18 protein-coding genes are annotated in these 21148 nt (G+C 32.9%); 8 read left to right on the top strand and 10 right to left on the bottom strand.

The window, feature by feature from the left end:
- Positions 1–54: 54 nt before the first annotated feature.
- The 4 genes from thrA to R6X41_RS05265 form a co-directional block, all read right to left on the bottom strand.
- Positions 55–2499: a bifunctional aspartate kinase/homoserine dehydrogenase I gene (gene thrA, locus R6X41_RS05280; protein ID WP_318498124.1), complete on the bottom strand. Its 2445-nt coding sequence runs from the start codon at positions 2497–2499 to the stop codon at positions 55–57.
- Between the two features lie 609 nt (positions 2500–3108).
- Positions 3109–3753 carry a DUF8845 family protein gene (locus tag R6X41_RS05275; protein WP_318498122.1) on the bottom strand — a complete coding sequence of 215 codons (645 nt, stop codon included), beginning with the start codon at positions 3751–3753 and terminating at the stop codon, positions 3109–3111.
- A 4-nt stretch (positions 3754–3757) separates the two neighbouring features.
- The gene (locus tag R6X41_RS05270; RefSeq protein ID WP_318498120.1) at positions 3758–4252 is read right to left on the bottom strand and encodes an RNA polymerase sigma factor; all 495 of its coding nucleotides are present in this window, start codon (positions 4250–4252) and stop codon (positions 3758–3760) included.
- A gap of 262 nt (positions 4253–4514) precedes the next feature.
- A complete protein-coding gene (locus tag R6X41_RS05265) occupies positions 4515–5183 on the bottom strand; it encodes a lysoplasmalogenase (protein WP_318498119.1) in 669 nt (222 codons plus the stop codon).
- Positions 5184–5451: 268 nt separating this feature from the next.
- On the opposite strand from R6X41_RS05265, the gene R6X41_RS05260 reads away from it, so the two are divergent.
- The 5 genes from R6X41_RS05260 (at position 5452) to R6X41_RS05240 (ending at position 10913) form a co-directional block, all read left to right on the top strand.
- Positions 5452–7614, top strand: coding sequence for a TonB-dependent receptor (locus tag R6X41_RS05260; RefSeq protein ID WP_318498117.1), 2163 nt, complete (start codon positions 5452–5454; stop codon positions 7612–7614).
- Between the two features lie 138 nt (positions 7615–7752).
- Positions 7753–8373, top strand: coding sequence for a tetratricopeptide repeat protein (locus R6X41_RS05255; RefSeq protein ID WP_318498115.1), 621 nt, complete (start codon positions 7753–7755; stop codon positions 8371–8373).
- 13 nt (positions 8374–8386) lie between these two features.
- Complete coding sequence (locus R6X41_RS05250; protein ID WP_318498113.1) at positions 8387–9721, top strand: 2TM domain-containing protein; 1335 nt, start codon at positions 8387–8389, stop codon at positions 9719–9721.
- Positions 9721–10035: a 2TM domain-containing protein gene (locus R6X41_RS05245; RefSeq protein ID WP_318498111.1), complete on the top strand. Its 315-nt coding sequence runs from the start codon at positions 9721–9723 to the stop codon at positions 10033–10035. Before R6X41_RS05250 ends, R6X41_RS05245 begins: the two co-directional genes overlap by 1 nt.
- 122 nt (positions 10036–10157) lie before the next feature.
- Complete coding sequence (locus R6X41_RS05240; protein ID WP_318498109.1) at positions 10158–10913, top strand: LytR/AlgR family response regulator transcription factor; 756 nt, start codon at positions 10158–10160, stop codon at positions 10911–10913.
- 19 nt (positions 10914–10932) lie between these two features.
- Here the strand turns inward: R6X41_RS05240 and R6X41_RS05235 are convergent, their stop codons facing one another.
- Complete coding sequence (locus R6X41_RS05235) at positions 10933–12117, bottom strand: LETM1-related biofilm-associated protein (protein WP_318498107.1); 1185 nt, start codon at positions 12115–12117, stop codon at positions 10933–10935.
- Positions 12118–12268: 151 nt separating this feature from the next.
- Between R6X41_RS05235 and R6X41_RS05230 the strand changes: the two genes are divergently transcribed.
- The 3 genes from R6X41_RS05230 (at position 12269) to R6X41_RS05220 (ending at position 14868) form a co-directional block, all read left to right on the top strand.
- Complete coding sequence (locus R6X41_RS05230) at positions 12269–12919, top strand: DUF4331 family protein (protein ID WP_318498105.1); 651 nt, start codon at positions 12269–12271, stop codon at positions 12917–12919.
- A 22-nt stretch (positions 12920–12941) separates the two neighbouring features.
- Positions 12942–13502, top strand: coding sequence for a DUF4331 family protein (locus tag R6X41_RS05225; RefSeq protein ID WP_318498104.1), 561 nt, complete (start codon positions 12942–12944; stop codon positions 13500–13502).
- Positions 13503–13572: 70 nt separating this feature from the next.
- Positions 13573–14868, top strand: coding sequence for a tetratricopeptide repeat protein (locus tag R6X41_RS05220; protein ID WP_318498102.1), 1296 nt, complete (start codon positions 13573–13575; stop codon positions 14866–14868).
- 136 nt (positions 14869–15004) lie between these two features.
- On the opposite strand, the gene R6X41_RS05215 is transcribed toward R6X41_RS05220, so the two are convergent.
- The 5 genes from R6X41_RS05215 to R6X41_RS05195 form a co-directional block, all read right to left on the bottom strand.
- Positions 15005–15532 (bottom strand): hypothetical protein, encoded by a 528-nt coding sequence (locus tag R6X41_RS05215; protein ID WP_318498100.1) that lies wholly within the window; start codon positions 15530–15532, stop codon positions 15005–15007.
- 185 nt (positions 15533–15717) lie between these two features.
- Positions 15718–18465, bottom strand: coding sequence for a class I SAM-dependent DNA methyltransferase (locus R6X41_RS05210; protein ID WP_318498098.1), 2748 nt, complete (start codon positions 18463–18465; stop codon positions 15718–15720).
- 361 nt (positions 18466–18826) lie between these two features.
- Positions 18827–19639, bottom strand: coding sequence for an anti-sigma factor (locus R6X41_RS05205; protein ID WP_318498096.1), 813 nt, complete (start codon positions 19637–19639; stop codon positions 18827–18829).
- Between the two features lies 1 nt (position 19640).
- On the bottom strand, positions 19641–20171 hold the full coding sequence (locus tag R6X41_RS05200) for an RNA polymerase sigma factor (protein WP_318498095.1): 531 nt from the start codon (positions 20169–20171) through the stop codon (positions 19641–19643).
- A 95-nt stretch (positions 20172–20266) separates the two neighbouring features.
- The gene (locus R6X41_RS05195) at positions 20267–20893 is read right to left on the bottom strand and encodes a YceI family protein (protein ID WP_318498093.1); all 627 of its coding nucleotides are present in this window, start codon (positions 20891–20893) and stop codon (positions 20267–20269) included.
- Positions 20894–21148 lie beyond the last annotated feature (255 nt).

The following is a 21148-nucleotide window of genomic DNA, read 5'->3' as shown; positions in this document are numbered from 1 at the left end:
CTAAAGCGACAACTTTATTAAAATCCTTGGATAAAAATTGTCTTGAGATTAAAATTAGTTGTTTCCAGTACGTATTATGTCAGCAAATAAACCAGAAGCAGTAACATCTGCACCAGCTCCAGCACCTTTAATAATCATAGGTTGCTCTGGGTAACGTTTCGTGTAAAACATAACGATATTATCTTTCCCTTCTAAATTATAAAATGGATGCCCTTGAGGAATTTCTTTCAATCCAACTTTAGCTACTCCGTTGTTAAATTCGGCAACATATTTTAACTGACTGTTGTTTGCTTTCGCTGAAGCGTATAATTTTTGGTAATGATCTTCGTCTGCAATTAATGTGTCATAAAAATCAGGGACGGTATCACTTTTCATACCAGATTCAGAAAGAAATGGTGTGTTCTCGATATCTTCTAAATTCATTTCTGTACCACTCTCACGTGCAAGAATTAATATCTTTCTAGCAACATCTACACCACTTAAATCAATACGTGGATCTGGTTCTGTGTAACCTTCAGCAGCAGCTTGTTTAACAACATCGTAAAATTTAGTTGTATCGTTAAAGTTATTAAACACAAAGTTTAAACTTCCAGATAGAACGGCTTGTATAGAGGTTACTTTATCGCCAGAAGCAATTAAATTATTTAAGGTGTCAATTACCGGTAATCCTGCGCCAACATTGGTTTCAAATAAATAAGGCGCATTGTATTTAAACGATAATTGTTTTAATTCTTTATATTTTTCTAATTTACTAGAACAGGCAATTTTATTACATGCTACAACCGCAATGCTCTGTTTTAAATACATGGCATATAAGTCTGCAACATCTTTATTTGCAGTAACATCTACAAATACACTGTTACGTAAATTTAAATTCTTTACAGATTCGTAAAAGCCTTCTAAAGTCGCTTCTTCACCATCAACTAACTGTTCTTTCCAGTTTTTTAACGATAAGCCTTCATCATTAAAAATCATTTTTCTAGAGTTAGAAAGTCCAACAACACGAAGATTGATTTTTAGGTTTTCTTTTAAGTATTTACGTTGTTGTTTAATTTGCTCAACTAAACGTTCTCCTACATTTCCAACACCTGTAATAAAAACATTTAGTTGTTTAATATTACCTTCAAAGAATACTTCATGTAAAATATTCAATGCTTTTTTAACATCTTTTTGAGCGATAACTGCAGAAATATTACGTTCTGAAGCGCCTTGAGCAATTGCTCTAATATTAATGTTGTTTTTTCCTAATGCGCTAAACATTTTACCGCTAATACCTTGATGGCTTTTCATACTATCGCCAATTAAAGCAATAATAGATAAGTTACTTTCAACTAAAATAGGGTCGATTTTCTTTAAAGAAATTTCATTTTCAAATTCAGCATCAATAGCTGCTTTTGCAGAAACAGCATCTAATTCATCAATTCCAAAACAAATAGAATGTTCTGAAGATGCTTGCGTGATTAAAATCACGTTTATTTTTTCTTGAGCCAAAGTTTGGAATAATCGTCTTGAGAATCCTGGGATTCCAACCATTCCATTTCCTTGAAGCGTTAACAACGCAATATTGCTAATATTAGTAATTCCCTTAGCGGTGTTGTTTACATTATTACTGTCTTTAGAAATAATAGTTCCAACGGCATCCGGATCTAAGGTGTTTTTTATATGAATAGGAATTTGTAAATTCAATACGGGTTGAACTGTTGGTGGATATAAAACTTTCGCACCAAAATGAGAAAGTTCCATTGCTTCTTGATAGGATAATTTATCGATAGGAAGCGCTTGCTTTACCATTTTAGGGTTTGCAGTATACATACCGCTAACATCTGTCCAGATTTCTAATTGCTCAACATTTAAAGCCGCAGCAACAATAGCTGCAGTAAAATCTGAACCACCGCGACCTAAAGTTGTAATTTCTCCAGTAATCGATTTTGAAATAAATCCAGGTAAGATGGTGATATCAAAAGTACTATCCTTAAAGTATTCTTGAATATTGGTGTTTGTAATGCCGTAATTTACATCTGCTTTCGTGAAATTAGAGTTAGTAGTAATTAACTCTTGGCTGTTTTTACGTTCGGCATTGGCACCTTTACTTTTTAAGGTTTCAGCGATAATGTACGATGACATTAACTCTCCAAAACTTACTAATTTATCAGATGTTTTAGGCGATAATTCATTAATTAAATAAATACCATCTAAAAGGTTTTTTAAAGCTTCTAATTTCGTTTCTATAGTCTTTAAAACAGTTTCATTATTAGTAGGTATTAATTCCTTGATAATGTTTAAATGAATAGATTTTATATTTGAAAAAGTCTCCGAATAGGCACTGTTTTTAGATTGTGCTAATTGGCCCGCTTCTAATAGTTTATCGGTAATTCCGCCAACTGCTGAAACAACACAAATAACTTTATCTGTTTGAGCATATTTGGTTAAGATAGATACGACGTTAGTTATATTTTTTGAGGACCCTACAGATGTTCCTCCGAATTTTAATACTTTCATTTTAAAGTAGATTGTATAAATTTAATAGCTTAATATTTTGATATTGTAACATGATATTACAAATTGTGTGGACGGAAGAAATATAATTAATTACCCCAAGGGGTAATAGTGTTTGTAATTGAAGTAATAATAATAGCAATGCTACCAACGCTAGTTAGTCTTGAAATAAATTGGATTCTGTTTTCTGTATTTTGCATCTTTTACTACTAAACTTCTCAAATGTATTACTTTTAGTCTTATAAAAAAATGTATTATAATTTTTTACAGATTATTTACTGTTAAGCTTAAATCGTTTATTTAAATACAATTTAAGTCTATATAATTGAATATTCTCTAATGATCTTTTTAAGACTATTGCTAGTTGTTTTGTGAATGTGGTATTGTTTTTTTTAGATTTTCTATTTCAGCTTTGCTAGGGTCAAAAAAAAGGATATGGGTAATTATTGATACGCTATCACATAGCCCGAAATTAAAAGGTACTAAATAAATAAAACATTTCTAAAACAGGTAGAGAGTATGCTGTTGGTTTTAAGTTTGTTAAGTAGGTTAGTGAGTGTTGTTTATAGATGCTAAAAAACAATGTAGCTCTACTCGTCTGCATATCCATCTTTATAAATCCATTTTTTTTAATTCTTTGTAGTTTTTATTTAGGCGCTTAAGAAGAATTCCATAGATAAGCCAATAAAATCCTAATAAAAGCCCAATAGTAACAGTTAAAATGGCAGCTGTAATTAATATTAATTTAGAGTAAAATAGGAGGGTGTTCCCATTTGTAGCAGCTTCGTTAACACGAGAGATTAAGAGCTCATCCTGCTTAAATTCGATTAATAAAACTACAATTGTAGATATAATAATGAATAACAGATTGAACAAAACATAATGTTTAATGGTTCTTCTTGTTTTTAAAATGTTTTCCATTAAGATTTTTGCATTATCTGTAGCAGAAATTTTCCTGTAGTTCCTGTAAAACAAATAAAAGAAGTAGAATAAAATAATGTAACTCAATACTGTTAAGCCTGATAAGATGGTGCCAGCATCAGTTTCTTTAAGGCGAGTCATTTTTTCTGTATCTTTTATAGATAAAGAGATTATGGTCCAAAATAAGAACTCTAATAAGCTTATAATAAAAATCCATTTCACGATAGAAGAGGATTTCTTTAATAGCATTTTGTAAATATCGTTATAAGACAATTTAGGAAAATTCTGATTTTCCGTTTTGTTCCAGTCCTTTTTTAATAAGTCTAACTCATCCATAGGCTTACGGATTTAATATGGTTCTTAATTTTGTTTTCACACGATTCATCTTCACTCTGGCATTCACTTCGCTAATACCCATAGTATCACTAATTTCTTTGTAATTTTTGTCTTCTAAATACAGGAAAACAAGCGCTTTTTCAATGTCGTTAAGTTGTTTTACGGCACTGTAAAGCAGTTTTAATTGTTCTTCTTCGGTATCGTCATAATCTTCTGCTTTTATTCTAAATTGTACAGCGTCGAAATCTTGAGTTTCTACCCTTCTTTTTGATTTTCGATATAAAGTTATAGCCGTATTTAATCCTATACGATACATCCAAGTGCTGAATTTTGCATCACCACGAAACTTAGGATAGGCTTTCCAAAGTTGGATGGTGATTTCTTGAAATAAATCGTTGTGAGCATCATAATCATTAGTGTACAAACGGCACACTTTATGAACGATATTTTGATGCTTTTCAAGCAATTCTATAAAGTTATGTTCTTGGTCTTTATTCAAGTCGGAAGGTTGATTAAGGTATTAGTATCTTTTATACTGAAATTGTTACAAGTGTAATAAAATTAGATGATAGTATCGCACGGTGCTCAATAAAAAAAGAACCCCTTGTTTAGTGGTTTTGAATTAAATTGTATGTCGATTACGTTTCTAAATTGATACATTTTTCTACTAATTGTCACTGTTATTTGTTAAACTATGAATATAGGTGAGTATGTATAAGTATTTCATAAATAGATTTTTGAGTGTTTGTTATAAGTAAAATCTATGATGATTTTTGAATACCTAGAACCAATAGTAATTGAGCAATGCCGTAAGTTGACATAATTAAGATGTGTTCGAACGGAATGGGGTTTATAAATTTGTGTATCGCAAGTAAACTATCAGACAACATAAATAATAATGCGCCAATTAGGATGAGATAATATGAGGTTTCCGAGCCTTTTTTTTGTCTTAAAAAAGCTGTAGTTGTCATGCCTAAAATTGCGAGAACATAGATTATAACAGGAGTTAGTAACGAGCCTAAATTGGGTTTTAAGAAGTGCAGGAAAATTAGTCCATAAAGTGTGAGGGCTACAAGGAAAAAGAAACCCTTTTTGTATGCTCTGCGATCTTTTAAAAAGACTAAAATATACATGATATGTGCTATTAGAAAAGCACTTAATCCTAGTGTGAAAAACATAGAATTAATGTTGTCAAACATCAATAATATATCTCCAATTAAGGAAAATATTAAACCCAATAGAGTGAAACGTTTTACAAATGGGTCTATTGATTTGCTTGTTTTGTAGAAAAACATAATCAATGTTACAAGTAGCGCCGGTTTGGTGATATAATGTATTGCAGATAAACTGCTGATATTAGTAAAAACCAATTCGAAAACCAATACCAATAAGTATATTTTAACGAATTTATAATCGGTTTTAGTAAGCATATGGTTAGTAAAGAGTTAGTTCTGTCAAATATATTCAAAAGCTCACTATTAATTTAAGATTGGTTTACTTATTCATTAACATATGTGTTTTTTGTCTTTGAGCTTTTCTTGCATTGTTATTAGTGATATTTTGTTGTGTTAGTCTTTCAGATTGTGATATAGTCTTGTTATTACAATTCATCCTTAATATATAACAGTTTGGTTTTCTTTAGTTTTAAAACCCTTTGTTCTGTTTCATTTTTGTATTGCTAAACCAAACAATCACAAGATGAAAGTGTTACAATATCTTCTAAATATAGCCTGTTTAATGAGTGTCAGTATAGGGATGTCTCAAACATTAATTTCAGGTCGGGTAACAGATTCAAAAAATAATCCGATTTCTGGGGCTAATGTATATTTTGAAGGGTCTTACGATGGTGGTACTAGTGATGCGTCAGGGAATTTTAGTTTTAAAACGTCAGAAGTAGGTATTCAGATCTTAATAGTGTCCTTTTTAAGTTATGAAACTTTTAATAAATCTGCTGATGTGTCTTCCTTTCAGGATGTTGAGATAAAACTTCGAGAAGATGTGAATACTTTAGATGCTGTGGTGTTGTCTGCAGGAACATTTTCTGCAGGGGATAATAGTAAGGTTAATGCATTGTCAGCGTTAGATGTGGTGACTACCGCAAGTGCTATGGGTGATTTTGTAGGTGCTTTGCAAACGTTGCCAGGGACGACAACCGTTGCCGAGGATGGGAGGTTGTTTGTGAGAGGAGGAGAAGCCGATGAAACTCAGATTTTTATTGATGGGATTCGTGTGTTTACACCATATACGCCTACAGCTAATAACGTGCCGTCTAGAGGGCGGTATTCTCCATTTTTATTTGATGGGATAACATTTTCAACTGGTGGGTATTCTGCTCAATATGGTCAGGCCTTGTCTAGCGTGTTGTTGTTAAATACGATTGATGAACCGGAGCAAAGTAAAACAGATATCGGTTTAATGACTGTAGGAGGAGCATTAGGGCATACTAAAAAATGGGATAAAAGTTCCTTAAGTGTAAATGCATCGTATATGAATTTGGCGCCTTATATGGCGATGTTTCCGGATAGAAACGAATGGGATAAACCGTATGAAAGTTTTTCCGGAGAGGCCGTGTATCGTAAAAAATTAAATAAAGGGTTGTTTAAATTGTACTCAGCTTTCGAATTTAGTCAGTTTGAATTGACTCAAGACGATATCAATTTTACAGAAGGAATTCATTATCAATTAAAAAACAAGAATTTGTATGTCAACTCATCTTATCAAGGGGAGTTGAGCTCTAATTGGTCTGTTTTTGGAGGAGCTAGTTATACCAATAATAATTCTGATGTAGGTGTTATAGATGATGAAATTAAGGGTGTAGAACATTCGATTCATGCTAAATTTAGATTGAATTATCGCATCAATAATCGGATTAAGTTGAATTTTGGAACGGAGTATTTTCTAACCCATTTTAATGAAACGTATTCGTCTGTTGCTATCGATTCTGAATCCTATGGATTCAATACGAATATCACTGCAGCATTTGCAGAAGCTGATGTTGTCTTTACAAAGAATCTGGCTTTAAAGGCGGGGTTGAGGGCGGAATATAATACACTTTTTAGTGCTTTTGAAGTTTCGCCTCGTGTATCGTTAGCGTATAAAACGTCAGTTAAAAGTCAGGTGTCTCTGGCTTATGGTTCGTTTTATCAAAATCCAAATAATGACATTTTAAAGTTTGTTCAAAATATTGATTCAGAAGAAACTAATCATTTTATATTAAATTATCAGTTTAATAGTGAAGGGCGCTTGTTTCGTGCGGAAGCTTATTATAAAGACTATACTAATTTGGTTAAATACGATATTGAATACGCAAGTTATTCCAGTGTCTTTAATAATAAGGGATACGGTTATGCAAAGGGTATAGATTTGTTTTTTAGAGATGGTAAAACATTTAAAAATTTCGATTATTGGGTAAGCTATTCGTACTTGGATACCGAACGCGATTATAAGAATTATCCGATAGCTGCGCAGCCTAATTTCGCGAATGCACACAATATTTCTGTGGTTGGAAAATACTGGATAGATAGTTGGAGAAGTCAGATTGGTTTTAGTTACAGTTTAGCTTCTGGACGGACCTACACAAATCCGAATGAAACAGGATTTCTAAATCAAAAAACGAAAGCGTTTAATAGCTTAAGCTTAAACTGGGCGTATTTGGTTAGTCCTCAAAAGATTTTATATCTGGCAGTAAGTAATGTGCTCGATTTTAAAAACGTTAACGGCTATCAATATGCAAATACTCCAAATAGCAATGGTGTTTACGATAGACGTGCTTTAACACCAGCCGCCGATCAGTTCTTCTTTATTGGCTTTTTCTGGACCATTAGCGAAAATAGTAAAGACAATCAGTTAGATAATTTATAAACTTCTTTCGGTGATTTTGGGCTTATTATTTCACGATAAACAGTTCATCATATAAAAACAACAGTTCAGTATTTCGGTTTTTTAAAACCAGGAGTTTCAATAGATATTTGCTGTATAACAATTAATAAACCAAACAGTATGAAACATTTAATTCTTTTATCGGTGTTGTTAGTCAACCTAATAACTAACTCACAATCAAATTTTGAAAAAGGTATGGAAAATGCTTTTGCGTTATGGCAAGACAACAACGTTACTGAAGCAGAACAGCTTTTTGAGCGTGTTGCCGCAGCAGAACCAGACCAATGGTTGCCAAATTACTATGTGGCACAATTAAACAGTTTAAAGAGCTGGGGAGAGCAAGATGTAACGTTGCTTAAAGCTAATTTAGAGAAGGCTCAGGCCTATTTAAACACTTCGAAAGCCATCAGCCCCAATAATGCAGATATCATGGTCTTACAGGCTCAGATTTACACCAACTGGGTGGCGTTCGATGGGATGACCTACGGTAGAAAATATTCTGCTAAGATTACAGAACTTTATAATAAGGCTTATGCTTTGGCTCCCAAAAACCCAATGGTTGTATTAGGTAAAGCAGAATGGGGCATGGGAAGTGCGAAGTATTTCGGTCAAGATACAGTACCGTTTTGTAAAGATATCGCACAGGCATTAGAACTTTTTGCTAACTTTAAACCGGAAACATCATTTCATCCACAGTGGGGGAAAGAGCGCGCGCAGCAAGTGTTAGCATCATGTAAATAATAAGAATTAGAATATGATTAAATCAGTAAAAAGTATAGCGATTACATTCGGAATAGGTTGCGTGGTATACCTAATAGGGAATATGTGGTTTAGCGGATTTAATTATAATTCGGTTAATGATTTCTTTATAGATTTTGTGTTCTACCAACTGTATGCTTTTGTGTTGGGGTATTCTAATATGGCTTTTTTTGATTATTTATCGAAGCTCACATGGAAAGCGAATCAGCATATTTTAAGGCTAGTCGTAGGTTTTATTGGAGCATCATTAATAACTATTACGGGACTATTCATTATTCATGGTTTTGCCAGAATGGTGTATCAGGGGCAGTCGTTTAGTGAGTTTGTGGCAAACGAACGCTTATCAGATTATATTTTTGGTTTCTGGATGACGATGAGCATTGTTGTAATATTTCATATTGTCTATTACTACAATGCGTATCAGAAGCAAAAACTTAAAGAACAAAAGGTTATTGCGGGCACGGCAAGTGCGCAATTCGAGAGTTTAAAAAATCAGATCGATCCACATTTTCTATTCAATAGCTTAAATGTGTTAACGTCTTTAATCGAAGAAAACCCACATAGTGCCCAACGTTTTACAGTGTCTTTATCAAAAATATACCGCTATGTTTTAGAACAAAAGGATAAAGAATTAGTTACAGTCGAAGAAGAATTGAAATTTGCAAAAACGTATATGAATTTGCTCAAAATGCGCTTCGAGAACAGCATAATATTCAATTTACCCACAGAATATGATAATCCAGAGGCTAAAGTGGTGCCGTTATCTTTACAATTATTGTTAGAAAACACAATAAAACACAATATTGTAAGTGAGCAAAAACCATTAGAAATCACTATAACTATAGAAGACAATGTCTTAGTAGTTAAGAATAATTTACAAAAGAAAGAGGTTTTACAAACCAGAAAAGGAGTAGGCTTACAAAATATTGTAAATCGTTACGCCATATTAACAAACAGAAAAGTGTTGGTAGATGAAACCGAAGATTATTTCGCGGTGCAACTACCAATATTAACAAAACGCATTTCAATTATGGAAACAACAAAAAATAATTATAACGAACAAGACGCGTATTATCGTGCAAAAAAACGTGTAGAGGAAATAAAAGGATTTTATGGTAACTTAGTATCTTACTGTGTGGTTATTCCGTTTTTAATCTTTTTAAATTACAAAACGTCATCGAATTTTCAATGGTTTTGGTTTCCAATGTTAGGTTGGGGAATGGGACTTATTTTTCATGGATTCGCTGTATTTGGTTATGGTAAATCTTGGGAAGAACGTAAAATACAAGAGATATTAGAAAATGAAAAACAACAAAAAAATTGGAAATAATGGAACATTCATATTTCGAACAGGAGCGATACGATCGCGCTAAAAAACAAGTTAAACGTATACGCGGCTTCTACTCTCATGCCTTAGTTTATGTGGTTATTAATCTTATGATTGTTGTTATAAATGTGCAAAATTTAGAACCCGGAGAGAGCTATTTTCAATGGCATAATTTCGCTACGCTTGGGTTTTGGGGTATCGGTTTATTAGCACATGGATTATCTGTGTTTTTACCATCGATAGTAGTTGGAAAAAACTGGGAAGACGATAAAATTAAGGAAATTATGGAAAAAGAGAAAAACCATAAATGGGAGTAATTTGGGCGTGTTTTTCGGCTAAAGCTCCAAAACCGCACTTTCCACGCTACATGGTAGCTTGCTGCAATCGCTCACGCAGTACCAATCATTATTCATCTAAACATTAGAAAACAGAACCTCTTATGAAAGTCATTATTATAGAAGACGAAAAACCATCTGCAAGGCGTTTACAGCGTATGTTATCTCAGTTAAATTTACAAGCAGATGTGATGTTGCATTCGGTAGAAGAGTCCATTACATGGTTTCAAAACAACGAACATCCAGATCTTATCTTTTTAGATATTCAGTTAAGTGATGGTCTATCGTTCGAGATCTTTGAAAGTGTAGACATAAAATCAGCTATAATTTTCACCACAGCTTATGACGAGTATGCGCTTAAAGCATTTAAATTGAATAGTATAGATTATTTGCTTAAACCAATAGATGAGGATGATTTAGAGCAGGCTGTAGAGAAGTTTAAATCCCGAATCCCGAAACAAGAGCAAGTGATTTTAGATTTTAATGATATAAAAAACTTATTGGTAAATCCTTTAGATCGTCAATACAAAAAACGATTTTCGGTGCAAGTTGGTCAGCATTTAAAACTGATAAATAGTGAGGATATCGAGTGTTTTTACAGCGAAAATAAAGGGACGTATTTGCATACAACAACAGGGCGAAATTATATCTTGAATACGACTTTAGATCAGTTAGAAAATGATCTAGAGCCTCAAATATTTTTTAGAGTGAGCAGAAAATTTATCGTGAATATTAATACAATTTCAGATATGGTAAACTATACCAATTCACGATTAGAAATTAAACTAAACTCGTATAAAGACGATCAGGTAATTGTAGCTAGAGAACGTGTAAAAACGTTTAAAGATTGGTTGGAATAGTGTTTCTAAAAGGTTGCGTTTAATCTTCGTCTTCTTCTTCAATACGATTGTCATCAAAAGCAGAAGGTAATAATTTAGGGATAAACTTAATGACGATTGGCAATAAAATAGTACCTCCAGGAAGTAGAAATATAGCTAAACTCGGAATACTTTTAAAAATATCTAAGAGTTGCTCATTTACCTTTTTTTGTTCTTGAGGTGTTAGGTCTCGGACGGTAGATTTAGATAATAAAACCATTAACTCCTTACTGTCTCGTAATTCCCTTAATAACCGATGACTGTTTCTCATAATAAGTTTGCTAACCATTTGCGAAGACCTGTTGTAGAAACTTTTTACCACATTCTTAGCACTTAATAATGGGATTTTATTACGGTTGGAATTAAAAAACAGATTAATAGAGTTTAAAGATTCGTTACGGTCATCATTTTTAATATGTAGTGCTTCACTAAGGTTTTCAAGAAATTCAGCTTCTGCAGGTTCTATCCAAGAGTCGCTCCACGCTGCCATACATGCAATATCTAAATAGTATAAATTGTGATTTAGTTTTTTTGCATTCTGTATGGCTTCCGCATATGTTAATTGTCCTATTTGTTCGTAACGTAAAGACGATTCAAACAATTCAATTAAACTCTTATCGTAATTGCTCTTTTCAGATTTTAAATTTAAAGCCTCTATAACTATGGTGATTATTGTCGATTCTAAAGTCTCTAAATACGATTTTGTTATAGATTTTGATTTTAAGAAATGATCGTAAGCAATAATATCTATATATAATAATACATTAGTAATATAGTGATTGAAGTTTTTAGAGATTACGTTTTCATGTATTTGAATACGTTTATGCATTATCTTTTCAACTAATATTTCAGCAGAATCTCGACCTAAAAGGTCTCCTAAGAAAGAGGTTTTGTTTTCGTTTATAGCCGTGTAAAAATCAATAATACTTTCAAAAAGATCATTTTCTACTCCACTAGTTTTATGCGTGTTTATAAACGCAATACATAAATTAACTTTACACAACTCTTCTTCAGTAAGGTCTGTATTAATAATGTAGTCGTTTACCACTTTAATATTATAGCCATAGATAAACCCCGAATTTCTGAACGCCTTATAAAAGTCGTAATCTGTAGGATTGTCTAGTAGGGTTTGGTTGGATAACTCTTTAATCAGTTTTTTTATCCAGCCATTAGCCGATGGGTTCATGCCGTTTTTTATTAGTGTTACAAATGTAGTTTTTAAAGGTTAAATATTCAATTTTTTTGCATTAACATAATTTTAACAAAACCGACCCTTTCTTTTTTTCGTAGGTATGACTGAGAAACAAAAAATACATTAACTAAAAATCTCAATTATTATGAAAACAATTAAAATTATTTTAGGAATCGGAGCTTTGTCAATAGCAGGTTTCTTTATGGTAGCAGCCGATCATATCGACGCTCCAGCAGTTAAAGGTGGTACAAGTGATATTACAGACTTTTATGCCTTTCAAGGTGAAAACACAGAAAATTTAGTGTTTGTAGCAAATGTACAAGGGTTGTTAAGTCCGTCGGCATCAAAAGATGCAATGTTTAATGAAAGTACTTTAATCGAAATTAACATCGATACTAACGATGATAAAATTGAAGACTGGGTTATTCAAGCAATTCCACGCGATGGCAAAATGTATTTCTTCGGTCCAGTTAAACCTACAGCATCAGGATTAAGTAGTAAAATTGAAACCATGGGAACTACAGCTATGGTAGATATTACACCATACGGATCTACTGCTATTATTGGAAGCAGTAATGGAATGCAATTTTTCGCAGGACCAAGAGACGATCCTTTCTTTATGGATTTTGCACAGTACACAGAAATTATCTCTGGAAATGCTACACGTTTTAACGAAATGGGAAGCGACACCTTTGCAGGAAGTAATGTAATGTCTGTTGTTATCGAAGTGCCAAAAAACATGATTGGTGGTTCTGGAATGATAAACACTTGGGTAGAGTCTAAAACAAAACAATAATTAATATTTAAAAACACACAATATGAAAACTTTAAAATATATGCTATTAGCAGTAGGCGTTTCAATACTATCGTTTAACTGCTCGAACGACGATGATAATAATATGACCATAGATCCAGTAGGACCTGATTTTACAGGAACTTATATGCAAGCCGATCAAATGGGAAGACCAGCCGTAAATACGGTTTTTGTGTCACCTTCAGCAAAAGATCAATTTAATGTAACGATTCCTTCAAGCCAAGGTGCTGCATTTCAAAGCATGTTTCAAACCAACTTAGAAGGATTAAGTCCTGCTTACGCAATGGAAGGCGATAAAAATGCTTTAGGATTAGATGCAGCAACATTTACGGGGCTTTTAGCAACCGATGTGTTAACAGTGTCTTTAGATGGAACAACAACCTTCTACGATGGTGAAAATGTATTAACAGGTAGAGCTTTGACAGACGATGTGATTACTGTTGAATTGTTATTGATTTTTGGAGGTGAAGATTTTACAGAAAACCCAGGACTTTCAAACGACAATGTAGATGCTAACGATAAAGCATTTTTAAGTTCTTTTCCATACTTAGCTTCGGCTTGGTAGACTAATTCAATTGTTCAATAGGACAGATTTAGATTTGTCCTATTGTTTTTACTAACAAAAACACAACATCATGAAAACATTACAACTCATAAATCTTATGGTATTAGCACTAATTTGTTTTAGTTGCAATACCTCTGAAGATAAAAAAATAGCTCAAACGAGCGACTATAATACCTATTTAGAAACGGAAGATCAAAAGACGCTGTTATCTGTAGAAGCTGATTATGCTTTTTGGAGTGCTAAATTAAAAAATCACCCAAATCAGTTTCCATACCTACTTAAGAAAGCGGCGTCTTTATCTTCTAAGTTTAAAATAACGGGTAATATTGATTATTTAATTGAAGCTGAAAACGATTTAGTTGAAGCTAATTCTCGTACAAATTATAATAATTCAGGCTATTTAAGAGCCTTATCTAGAAATTATATTTCGCAACACCGTTTTAAAGAATCTTTATCTCTTTTGAAAAAAGCAGAAGCTATTGGTGAACATTTAAAAGGCACTCAAAATATGCTTTTTGATGTGTATTTAGAATTAGGAAATACAGTTGAAGCTAAAAAATATTTAATTGAAATTCAGGATTTTAATGATTTTGACTATGTTATACGTTTAGCAAAATGGCAAGACCATGAAGGGAATTTAGAAGGTGCAATTAAATATATGGAAAAAGCATTAGCCATGGCTGAGAATTCTAAAAACCCAAACACAAAACAATGGGTGTATACCAATATTGCAGATTTCTATGGACATGATGGGCAGATTGAGAAATCGTATCAATATTATTTAAAAGCATTGGAGATAGATCCTTCAGATGCGTATTCTAAAAAAGGTATCGCCTGGATTGCGTATTCAAACGATAAAAATCCTGAGGAAGCTATGCGTATTTTAAACAAAGTGACTCAGAATCATAAAACGCCAGATTACGAATTGTTAAAAGCCGAAATCTCTGAGTATATGGGAGATGATACTTCAAAAAAGAATCATATAAATTCTTATCTAAAAGCAGTTGGAAATGAAAAATATGGAGACATGTATAATGCTTACAATACTTTAGTATATACAGACGATTTACAGGTTTTCGATTCGGCTTTAAAATTAGCAAAGAAAGAAGTCGAAAACAGACCGACACCTCATTCTTACGATTTATTGGCTTGGAGTTATTATAAAAATGGTGATAAAAAAATGGCTTTAGATATTGTAGAAGCACATGTTAAAGACAAGAGTTTTGAACCTTCAATATTAAGTCATGTTGCTGTTATTTATAAAGAAAATGGTAAAATAGCAGAAGCTAAAGCATTAAAAAAGGAATTGTTGTCTGCGTCTTACGAATTAGGTCCAGTGGCAATACAACACATTAAAAATATTTAAAAACTTGAAATAGTTTTTGTTGGTGGTTTTTTTGTTAGAGAAAAGGGTTTGTTATTTTAATAACAAACCCTTTTTCGTTGAGGTATTATGATATTGAGAGATTTTTTAAAGTAGGAAAATTTGGCTTAGCAGTGCGTTATTTCAGTTTTGGATGATCTAATACTTCATAGGACTCATTGATACAATTCAAACCTGTGAAATCGATTATAGGTTCTATCTTATGAGTTTCAGTATTCGCTTGCCATACTTTTTTAATATTCTGAATATATAGGCTATCCGTTTTATCTACAAGCGAAATCAAGTTGATGTTCTGCTCTTCATTAAATTCACAATAACCAATGCTTATAACTTCAGGTGTATTCAGGTCTTTAATTTCTAAGGTGTCTAAAACGGTATAAGTTATAGTATTAATGGAGTCGCGAGCAATACTTTTAAATAGGAGTAAATTATGGTTCTGATTTTGTAAATGCAGTATGCCATACATGGGTTCGTGAAATGTATTATCATAAAAGGAGGTGTCAGATATTTTAGTATAATCTGCTAAAGCATTTATGTGTTCGAATTTTTGAAATTCCTTTCCAATTATAGAATGATTTGGTTTATCTGTTTTACTGCCACAACTTACTATTAAGAATAGCGTAAAAATAAAGAAAAGGTTTCTCATAATAACTTGATTTATAGTTGTTAGTTAAAATCAAGAACTATACCGTTTTAACAAAATTTTAATATTTTAGATTGTTACCGTAAAAGTAAGCTCAGATTTATAGAGTTGGTTGGAGAAGTAGTTTGCTGAAAAAATATATAGATTTTACATATGTTTTATTACAGTACTTTGTTGTGCCCAGTGTTTTATTTCTGTTTCTTCGTTTTCTTTTCGTTTAATAATGGTTCTGTATATTGATTATACAAGTCAAATAGGTATTCAATTCTCGCATTTTCATTCGTAAATTCTTGTGGTCTATAACACAAATCAACTGCTTTATCTAAATCCTGATGTGCTTTAACTAGTTTAGGAGGCATGGTCAATGGATCATATAGATCAGCAAGATTACTTTCAGGGAATTCACCTCTTGTATCTAACACTTTCTGAGCCTTTGCTTCTACAGAATTTTTATTTTTGACACTTGGCTCTTTAGGCCATGGGAAATTATTGTAGACAATTGTATTTGAATACCTTAATCTTGATTCTAGTCTACCGCAGACTGCCTTTGTCCAAGTCATATGCATAAATGAGGTCAAAACACCGAAAACAAATAAAGTACCATTGGGTACCATCTGCACGGTATTACTAGCAATTACTTTTGAGGGCATGTATCCCATTGGAATATATCTTCTGTTTTCTGAAGAAACTTCGGGTATCGCAATGTAATCTGTTTCTGGCTGAGATATTTGAGCGAAAATCGTTGGTGTATTTGCTTTATTTCTAGTTAATTGAGCTTTACTTGCTAATCTCATTTGTTTGACACCTTCAACTCTTATTAGAGTATTTGGAAGTTTCCTTAATTCACTTGGTGCTATGTCTTTAAGCCATAAACAATAGCGAAAATGATTGTTTAAAAAATCACGGCCGCTTACAAAGGGTCTAATCCATGGTGTAGCTTTTGTCTCTTTCGCAATAAAAGCGTTTTTTTCTTCTTCATTATCAAATAAAAAGTTACCTCCATCAGTAGGTTTATTACCCCAAATCATACGAGGGACATCACAAATCGGCTTGCTTTTATTTGAAATTGTTACGTCTGGACCTTCAACCAAATATGGGCTGATATTTTTAACAGACCTGAAATGTGGGTCACTTGAAAAGCTAGCATATTCGAAAAGCACCTTGTTTTTAACGCTATAATTGGAAAATCCAATAATGACTACATGAACTCCAGCGACACCTTTTGCTTCGTTACCCCACTTAAAGGTCTGATGAGCAAAATGTATATTAATATGATGATTATTTATAAGGTCTTGCCAAAGTAGGGCAGCTTGTTCTCCTTGAGTAATCGAGTTGGTGGAAACAAACGCAACCTTAATTTTCGAATCACTAATTTGTTCGATATACGTCGCGGCTTTTTTATACCAACATGCAACATAATCCAATACTTTAATCCCTTTTCTTCCTGAAAACACATTTTCCAAATCAGCCTTTTGCTCAGCGCTTTGGTAGTGGTGGCCTAAGAATGGAGGGTTTCCTAAAATAAAACTTAGATTTTCTGGTGAAATGATATCCTCCCATGCTAATTGAAGAGCATTACCATGAATAATGGTGGCTGATTTTTTTAATGGCAAACGAGCATAGTATAAACCAAACTCCTCTGAAATTCTTAAATTCATTTGGTGGTCCATTAACCACATTGCTACCTCCGATATACGAGCAGGGAATTCGTCATATTCGATACCATAGAATTGATCAACGTCAACATTCATGATTTGGTCAATTCCAATTACTTGCTGTGAACCGTATAGGGCTTTCAGAACTTGCAGTTCTAACAACCGTAGTTCACGGTATGTAATGATTAAAAAATTACCACAACCACATGCGGGGTCAAGGAATTCAAGTGTCCCTAACTTCTGATGAAATTCTTTGAGTTTGTTTTTATTGCTTTTTACTTTTTTAAATTCATTGTATAATTCATCTAGAAATAGAGGTTTAATTAACTTTAGTATACTTTTTTCGGAAGTATAATGTGCTCCTAAATTTCTTCGTTCTTGTGGATTCATTACACTTTGGAACATACTTCCAAAAATGGCTGGAGAAATTAACCCCCAATTCAAGGCGCTGCAAACCAATAGCATTTCACGCATTTCAGAGTTAAATGAAGAAATGGGTAATGCTTCTTCAAACAATTTCCCATTTACGTATGGGAAGCCAACTAAATGTTCGTCTAAATTCTTAAATCGTTTTTCTACAGGTGTATTTAAGACTTGAAAAAATTGAGCCAGCCAAGCTCCTAAATCACTACCATCTTCATTCGTTTTGACTTCAATAAATTCTTTGAATGTGTCTTTTTCAAAAATTCCAGTATCATCTGCGAAAAGGCAGAAAAGCAATCTAACCAAAAAAACTTCTAAAGGATGACCTTCATATCCGCTTTCTTCAAGTTGATCATGGAGCTTTCCCATGAGTTCTGCAGCTTTTATATTAACGGGATCTTCATCTTTAAAGGCTCTTTTTTGATACCCTGCTATAAACCCAAATAGTTTTATGTTCTTATGTAATTCGTCTAATTTAAATTCAAACTCTTCATTGTCATCAAGGTCATAAAGTTTAAATTTTTCAAAATCAGAAACTAAAACATACTTAGGTAAATCATGTTCTTTTATTCCATGAAAATAATCAGTAGCTTGTTCAAATGCGCTGTCAAGATTTTTCCCTCTTGATTTGTGCTCTACAAGTAAAGTTCCTTTCCAAAATAGGTCTATAAATCCTTGATTTCCGCTTAGTTTTTTGACTGGTTCTTCAAAAGTTGCAAGCCGTCTTCGCGAAATCCCGAACACGTTAAAAAAGTCATTCCAGAAGGAATCCTTTTCGGCCCTCTCTCGGCTTTCTCCTTCCCATTCTTTTGTGAATTTTAAAGCTCTGTCTTTTATCTCATTCCAGCTTAATGCCATTCAGTTAGTTTGTTTTTAAGTTCGTTTTTTTCTCGATTTTGGTTTTTTCCGACATTGGCTACAACTAGTTATATACAAATAAAAGCCCATTTTTAGAATTGCTATTACCTGGATAAACTAATGTTTAAAGTGTAGATACAATTTACATAATATACAGTAAGCAGAAGAGGGTATTTCTAAAAAAAAACAGCTAATAATTCGTACACATATTGAAATGGTGCAAAGGTGTCAAAAATGATCAGTGAGTATTTAGTACCGGACATTCTATTACAATAAAGAAAGCCCAGAATGAAGAGGTTTAGTCTTAATTCTGGGCTGTTTTATATATGTCTTTTCTAGTTTTTAGAAATATCTCGAGTTTTTAAGACACAGACGCTACTGTACCAAGAGTATACAATTGCTCTAGAGTAGGAGAGCTGCTTCCTCCGGCAGGCTCTAAAGTAATACCAAAGGCTTCAGATGCATTTGCGTTTTCAATAGTAAAGATCTTATTATCGTCGGAAACAAAATCATCTAGAGTACCTAAACTTGTTGGTGTTAACGGATCTAAAGTTAACGACCAAACCTGATAGACTTTGCCTTCAGGTGGTTCCGGTAAACCTTGTGCATCTAAATAAATGTTTTCGGTTGTTTTATCCCAATACACTTTTGCATAGGCTTCGGGGTAAACGGCTTGTCCTCCAAGCGGAATGGCTAAAACATTCTTATCACGTAAAATAGAAATTAAGTTATCTGCTTCTTTTAAATCGGAGTTTGTAATCTCAATTTGTTGTTCAAGGAATTCGTTGTCCAATTCGGTAACATTAATTTGAGTTTGTAATGTTGAGTTCTGTTCTGTTGCCCAAAATAATCCTCCAGCTAATACTACGGCAGCTGCCCAACCTGTGTAACCTAGCCAATTGGTTCTGCGTTTAGCAGGTGTAATATTTATAACTTTGGTTTCTGTATTTGGTTTACGAATTTTTTCAGCAATCGGATTAAAATCTAAAACAGCGTTTTTCGGTGCTGTAGCTTCGGTAAGTTTTAAAATTGCAGACTCTATAAGTAAAACTTCAGTTAAAACTTCAGGATGTTTCTGCATGAGCGTATACACCTCTTTATTTTCTTCATCAGAAAGTGCACCTGCAACATACAGTTCTAAAATACCAGAATTTATATATTTATTAATATCCATATTAGTTTAAGACCATTGTTCGTAATTCGTTAATACAATTTCTGTTTCTCGTTTTAATGGTGCCAATAGGCATCTCTAAAGTTTCTGAAGCTTCTTTTTGGGTGTATCCTTTAAAGTATAACAACTCTATAACTTCAATACATTTTTTTGCCAGCTTGCTCACAAATTTTCCAATACCAATAGCATCAGTTTTTTCGTCTAGGTTATCACTGTGTTGTAATATATCTACGAAAAATTGAGCATCAAGGTTTTGTTTTTTGTTCTTAAAAGATTTAGACCTTGTTTTGTCGATTGCAGCATTACGAGCGATATTTAAAATCCAAGTAAAAAAACGTCCTTTTTCAGCAGAATAGCTTTCGGCTTTATGCCAAGCTTTTATAAAAACATCTTGCATAATTTCTTCGGCAATATCTTGATCTCGAACGATATTATAAATAACGCCATGAATATTTGTGGCGTACATATTATATAACGCTTCAAAAGCCTTTTCGTCTTTTTTCTGAAATTGTTCAATAAGGGTTTCTAACTGCATATAGTTATTTGTATGGGATGAAATTAGTCAATTTATTCCATAAAAAAAAGCTGTCGTAAAACAGCCTTCTTTTATCAATTTTGATTTTAGAGCATTTAGTTTTCTCTTAAATAAGTATCTATATTAATAGCGACTTCGTCCCAAGTCTTGCTAACACCATCGGTACCTGTATGTAACACTTCACATGCTTTATGTAGAGTTGCTAAAGCGTCAAGAGCATTCCAGTCTTTTAATAGCATAACACCGTTAAGAGAAATACGTCTATCTTCTGTTGTGGTATAAGTTAATGGTAAATCATGCGTTTCTCCATTCATAGTAATAGTCGCTATAGCTTCTGTTGCAGAAGTTGTTTTTAATGTTCCTTTTAAGAATTTGGTATCTGCCATGACATCGAAAAAGAACGTTTGTAATTTCGTGTCACGAAGAGAATCTTTAGAGAAAATACTGCTTACAGGAATAGAGAATTTAACACCGTTTAATGCTTCTTGAGCAGAAGATCCCGTGTGAGGTTCGAAATCTAATGTTGTAAACACGCCAGATACGGGAGTCTTTGCTGTGGTTTTATAAGCAGTCCAGTTTACAGTAGTACCTTCTGGTTTAATTACGAATCGTGCTGTTTCTTCTATAGGATCGTTAGGTGTTACAGTTTCTTTTTTGTCAGATTTACAGGCTGTCGCGAAAGTAAGAGCGAATGCTGCCATTAAAATTGTTATTTTTTTCATGATAGAAATTTTTATTAAAATTGGATTTCGAAATTACAGAATATTTAATCAAATTCAAATGATAGTACTAGCTAAATAAATTATTTAATTCGATCTAGTTGTTCGATAATTCAGAGCAGAATACTATTGTATGTTAAGGACTTTTAGTATTCAGAGTTTTATTAGTGTAAAATTTAGAAGCCTTTAACAGTAGCTGTTAAATAAAAGGTAAATTTTAATTGCAAATTTGTGTAGTACTAACTAAGAGCTTAAATT

Origin of the sequence: Formosa sejongensis, assembly GCF_033447105.1 — a bacterium.
In the GTDB taxonomy this organism is placed as follows: Bacteria; Bacteroidota; Bacteroidia; order Flavobacteriales; family Flavobacteriaceae; genus Formosa.
Note: the sequence above shows the minus strand (reverse complement) of the source record. Positions and strands in the feature narration are given on the sequence as shown.

Bases quoted from the DNA above. Each gene is read 5' to 3' on its own strand.
- thrA (WP_318498124.1), bottom strand. From the start codon at position 2,499: ATGAAAGTATTAAAATTCGGAGGAACATCTGTAGGGTCCTCAAAAAAT.
- R6X41_RS05275 (WP_318498122.1), bottom strand. From the start codon at position 3,753: ATGGATGAGTTAGACTTATTAAAAAAGGACTGGAACAAAACGGAAAAT.
- R6X41_RS05265 (WP_318498119.1), bottom strand. From the start codon at position 5,183: ATGCTTACTAAAACCGATTATAAATTCGTTAAAATATACTTATTGGTA.
- R6X41_RS05260 (WP_318498117.1), top strand. From the start codon at position 5,452: ATGAAAGTGTTACAATATCTTCTAAATATAGCCTGTTTAATGAGTGTC.
- R6X41_RS05255 (WP_318498115.1), top strand. From the start codon at position 7,753: ATGAAACATTTAATTCTTTTATCGGTGTTGTTAGTCAACCTAATAACT.
- R6X41_RS05250 (WP_318498113.1), top strand. From the start codon at position 8,387: ATGATTAAATCAGTAAAAAGTATAGCGATTACATTCGGAATAGGTTGC.
- R6X41_RS05245 (WP_318498111.1), top strand. From the start codon at position 9,721: ATGGAACATTCATATTTCGAACAGGAGCGATACGATCGCGCTAAAAAA.
- R6X41_RS05240 (WP_318498109.1), top strand. From the start codon at position 10,158: ATGAAAGTCATTATTATAGAAGACGAAAAACCATCTGCAAGGCGTTTA.
- R6X41_RS05235 (WP_318498107.1), bottom strand. From the start codon at position 12,117: ATGAACCCATCGGCTAATGGCTGGATAAAAAAACTGATTAAAGAGTTA.
- R6X41_RS05230 (WP_318498105.1), top strand. From the start codon at position 12,269: ATGAAAACAATTAAAATTATTTTAGGAATCGGAGCTTTGTCAATAGCA.
- R6X41_RS05225 (WP_318498104.1), top strand. From the start codon at position 12,942: ATGAAAACTTTAAAATATATGCTATTAGCAGTAGGCGTTTCAATACTA.
- R6X41_RS05220 (WP_318498102.1), top strand. From the start codon at position 13,573: ATGAAAACATTACAACTCATAAATCTTATGGTATTAGCACTAATTTGT.
- R6X41_RS05215 (WP_318498100.1), bottom strand. From the start codon at position 15,532: ATGAGAAACCTTTTCTTTATTTTTACGCTATTCTTAATAGTAAGTTGT.
- R6X41_RS05210 (WP_318498098.1), bottom strand. From the start codon at position 18,465: ATGGCATTAAGCTGGAATGAGATAAAAGACAGAGCTTTAAAATTCACA.
- R6X41_RS05205 (WP_318498096.1), bottom strand. From the start codon at position 19,639: ATGGATATTAATAAATATATAAATTCTGGTATTTTAGAACTGTATGTT.
- R6X41_RS05200 (WP_318498095.1), bottom strand. From the start codon at position 20,171: ATGCAGTTAGAAACCCTTATTGAACAATTTCAGAAAAAAGACGAAAAG.
- R6X41_RS05195 (WP_318498093.1), bottom strand. From the start codon at position 20,893: ATGAAAAAAATAACAATTTTAATGGCAGCATTCGCTCTTACTTTCGCG.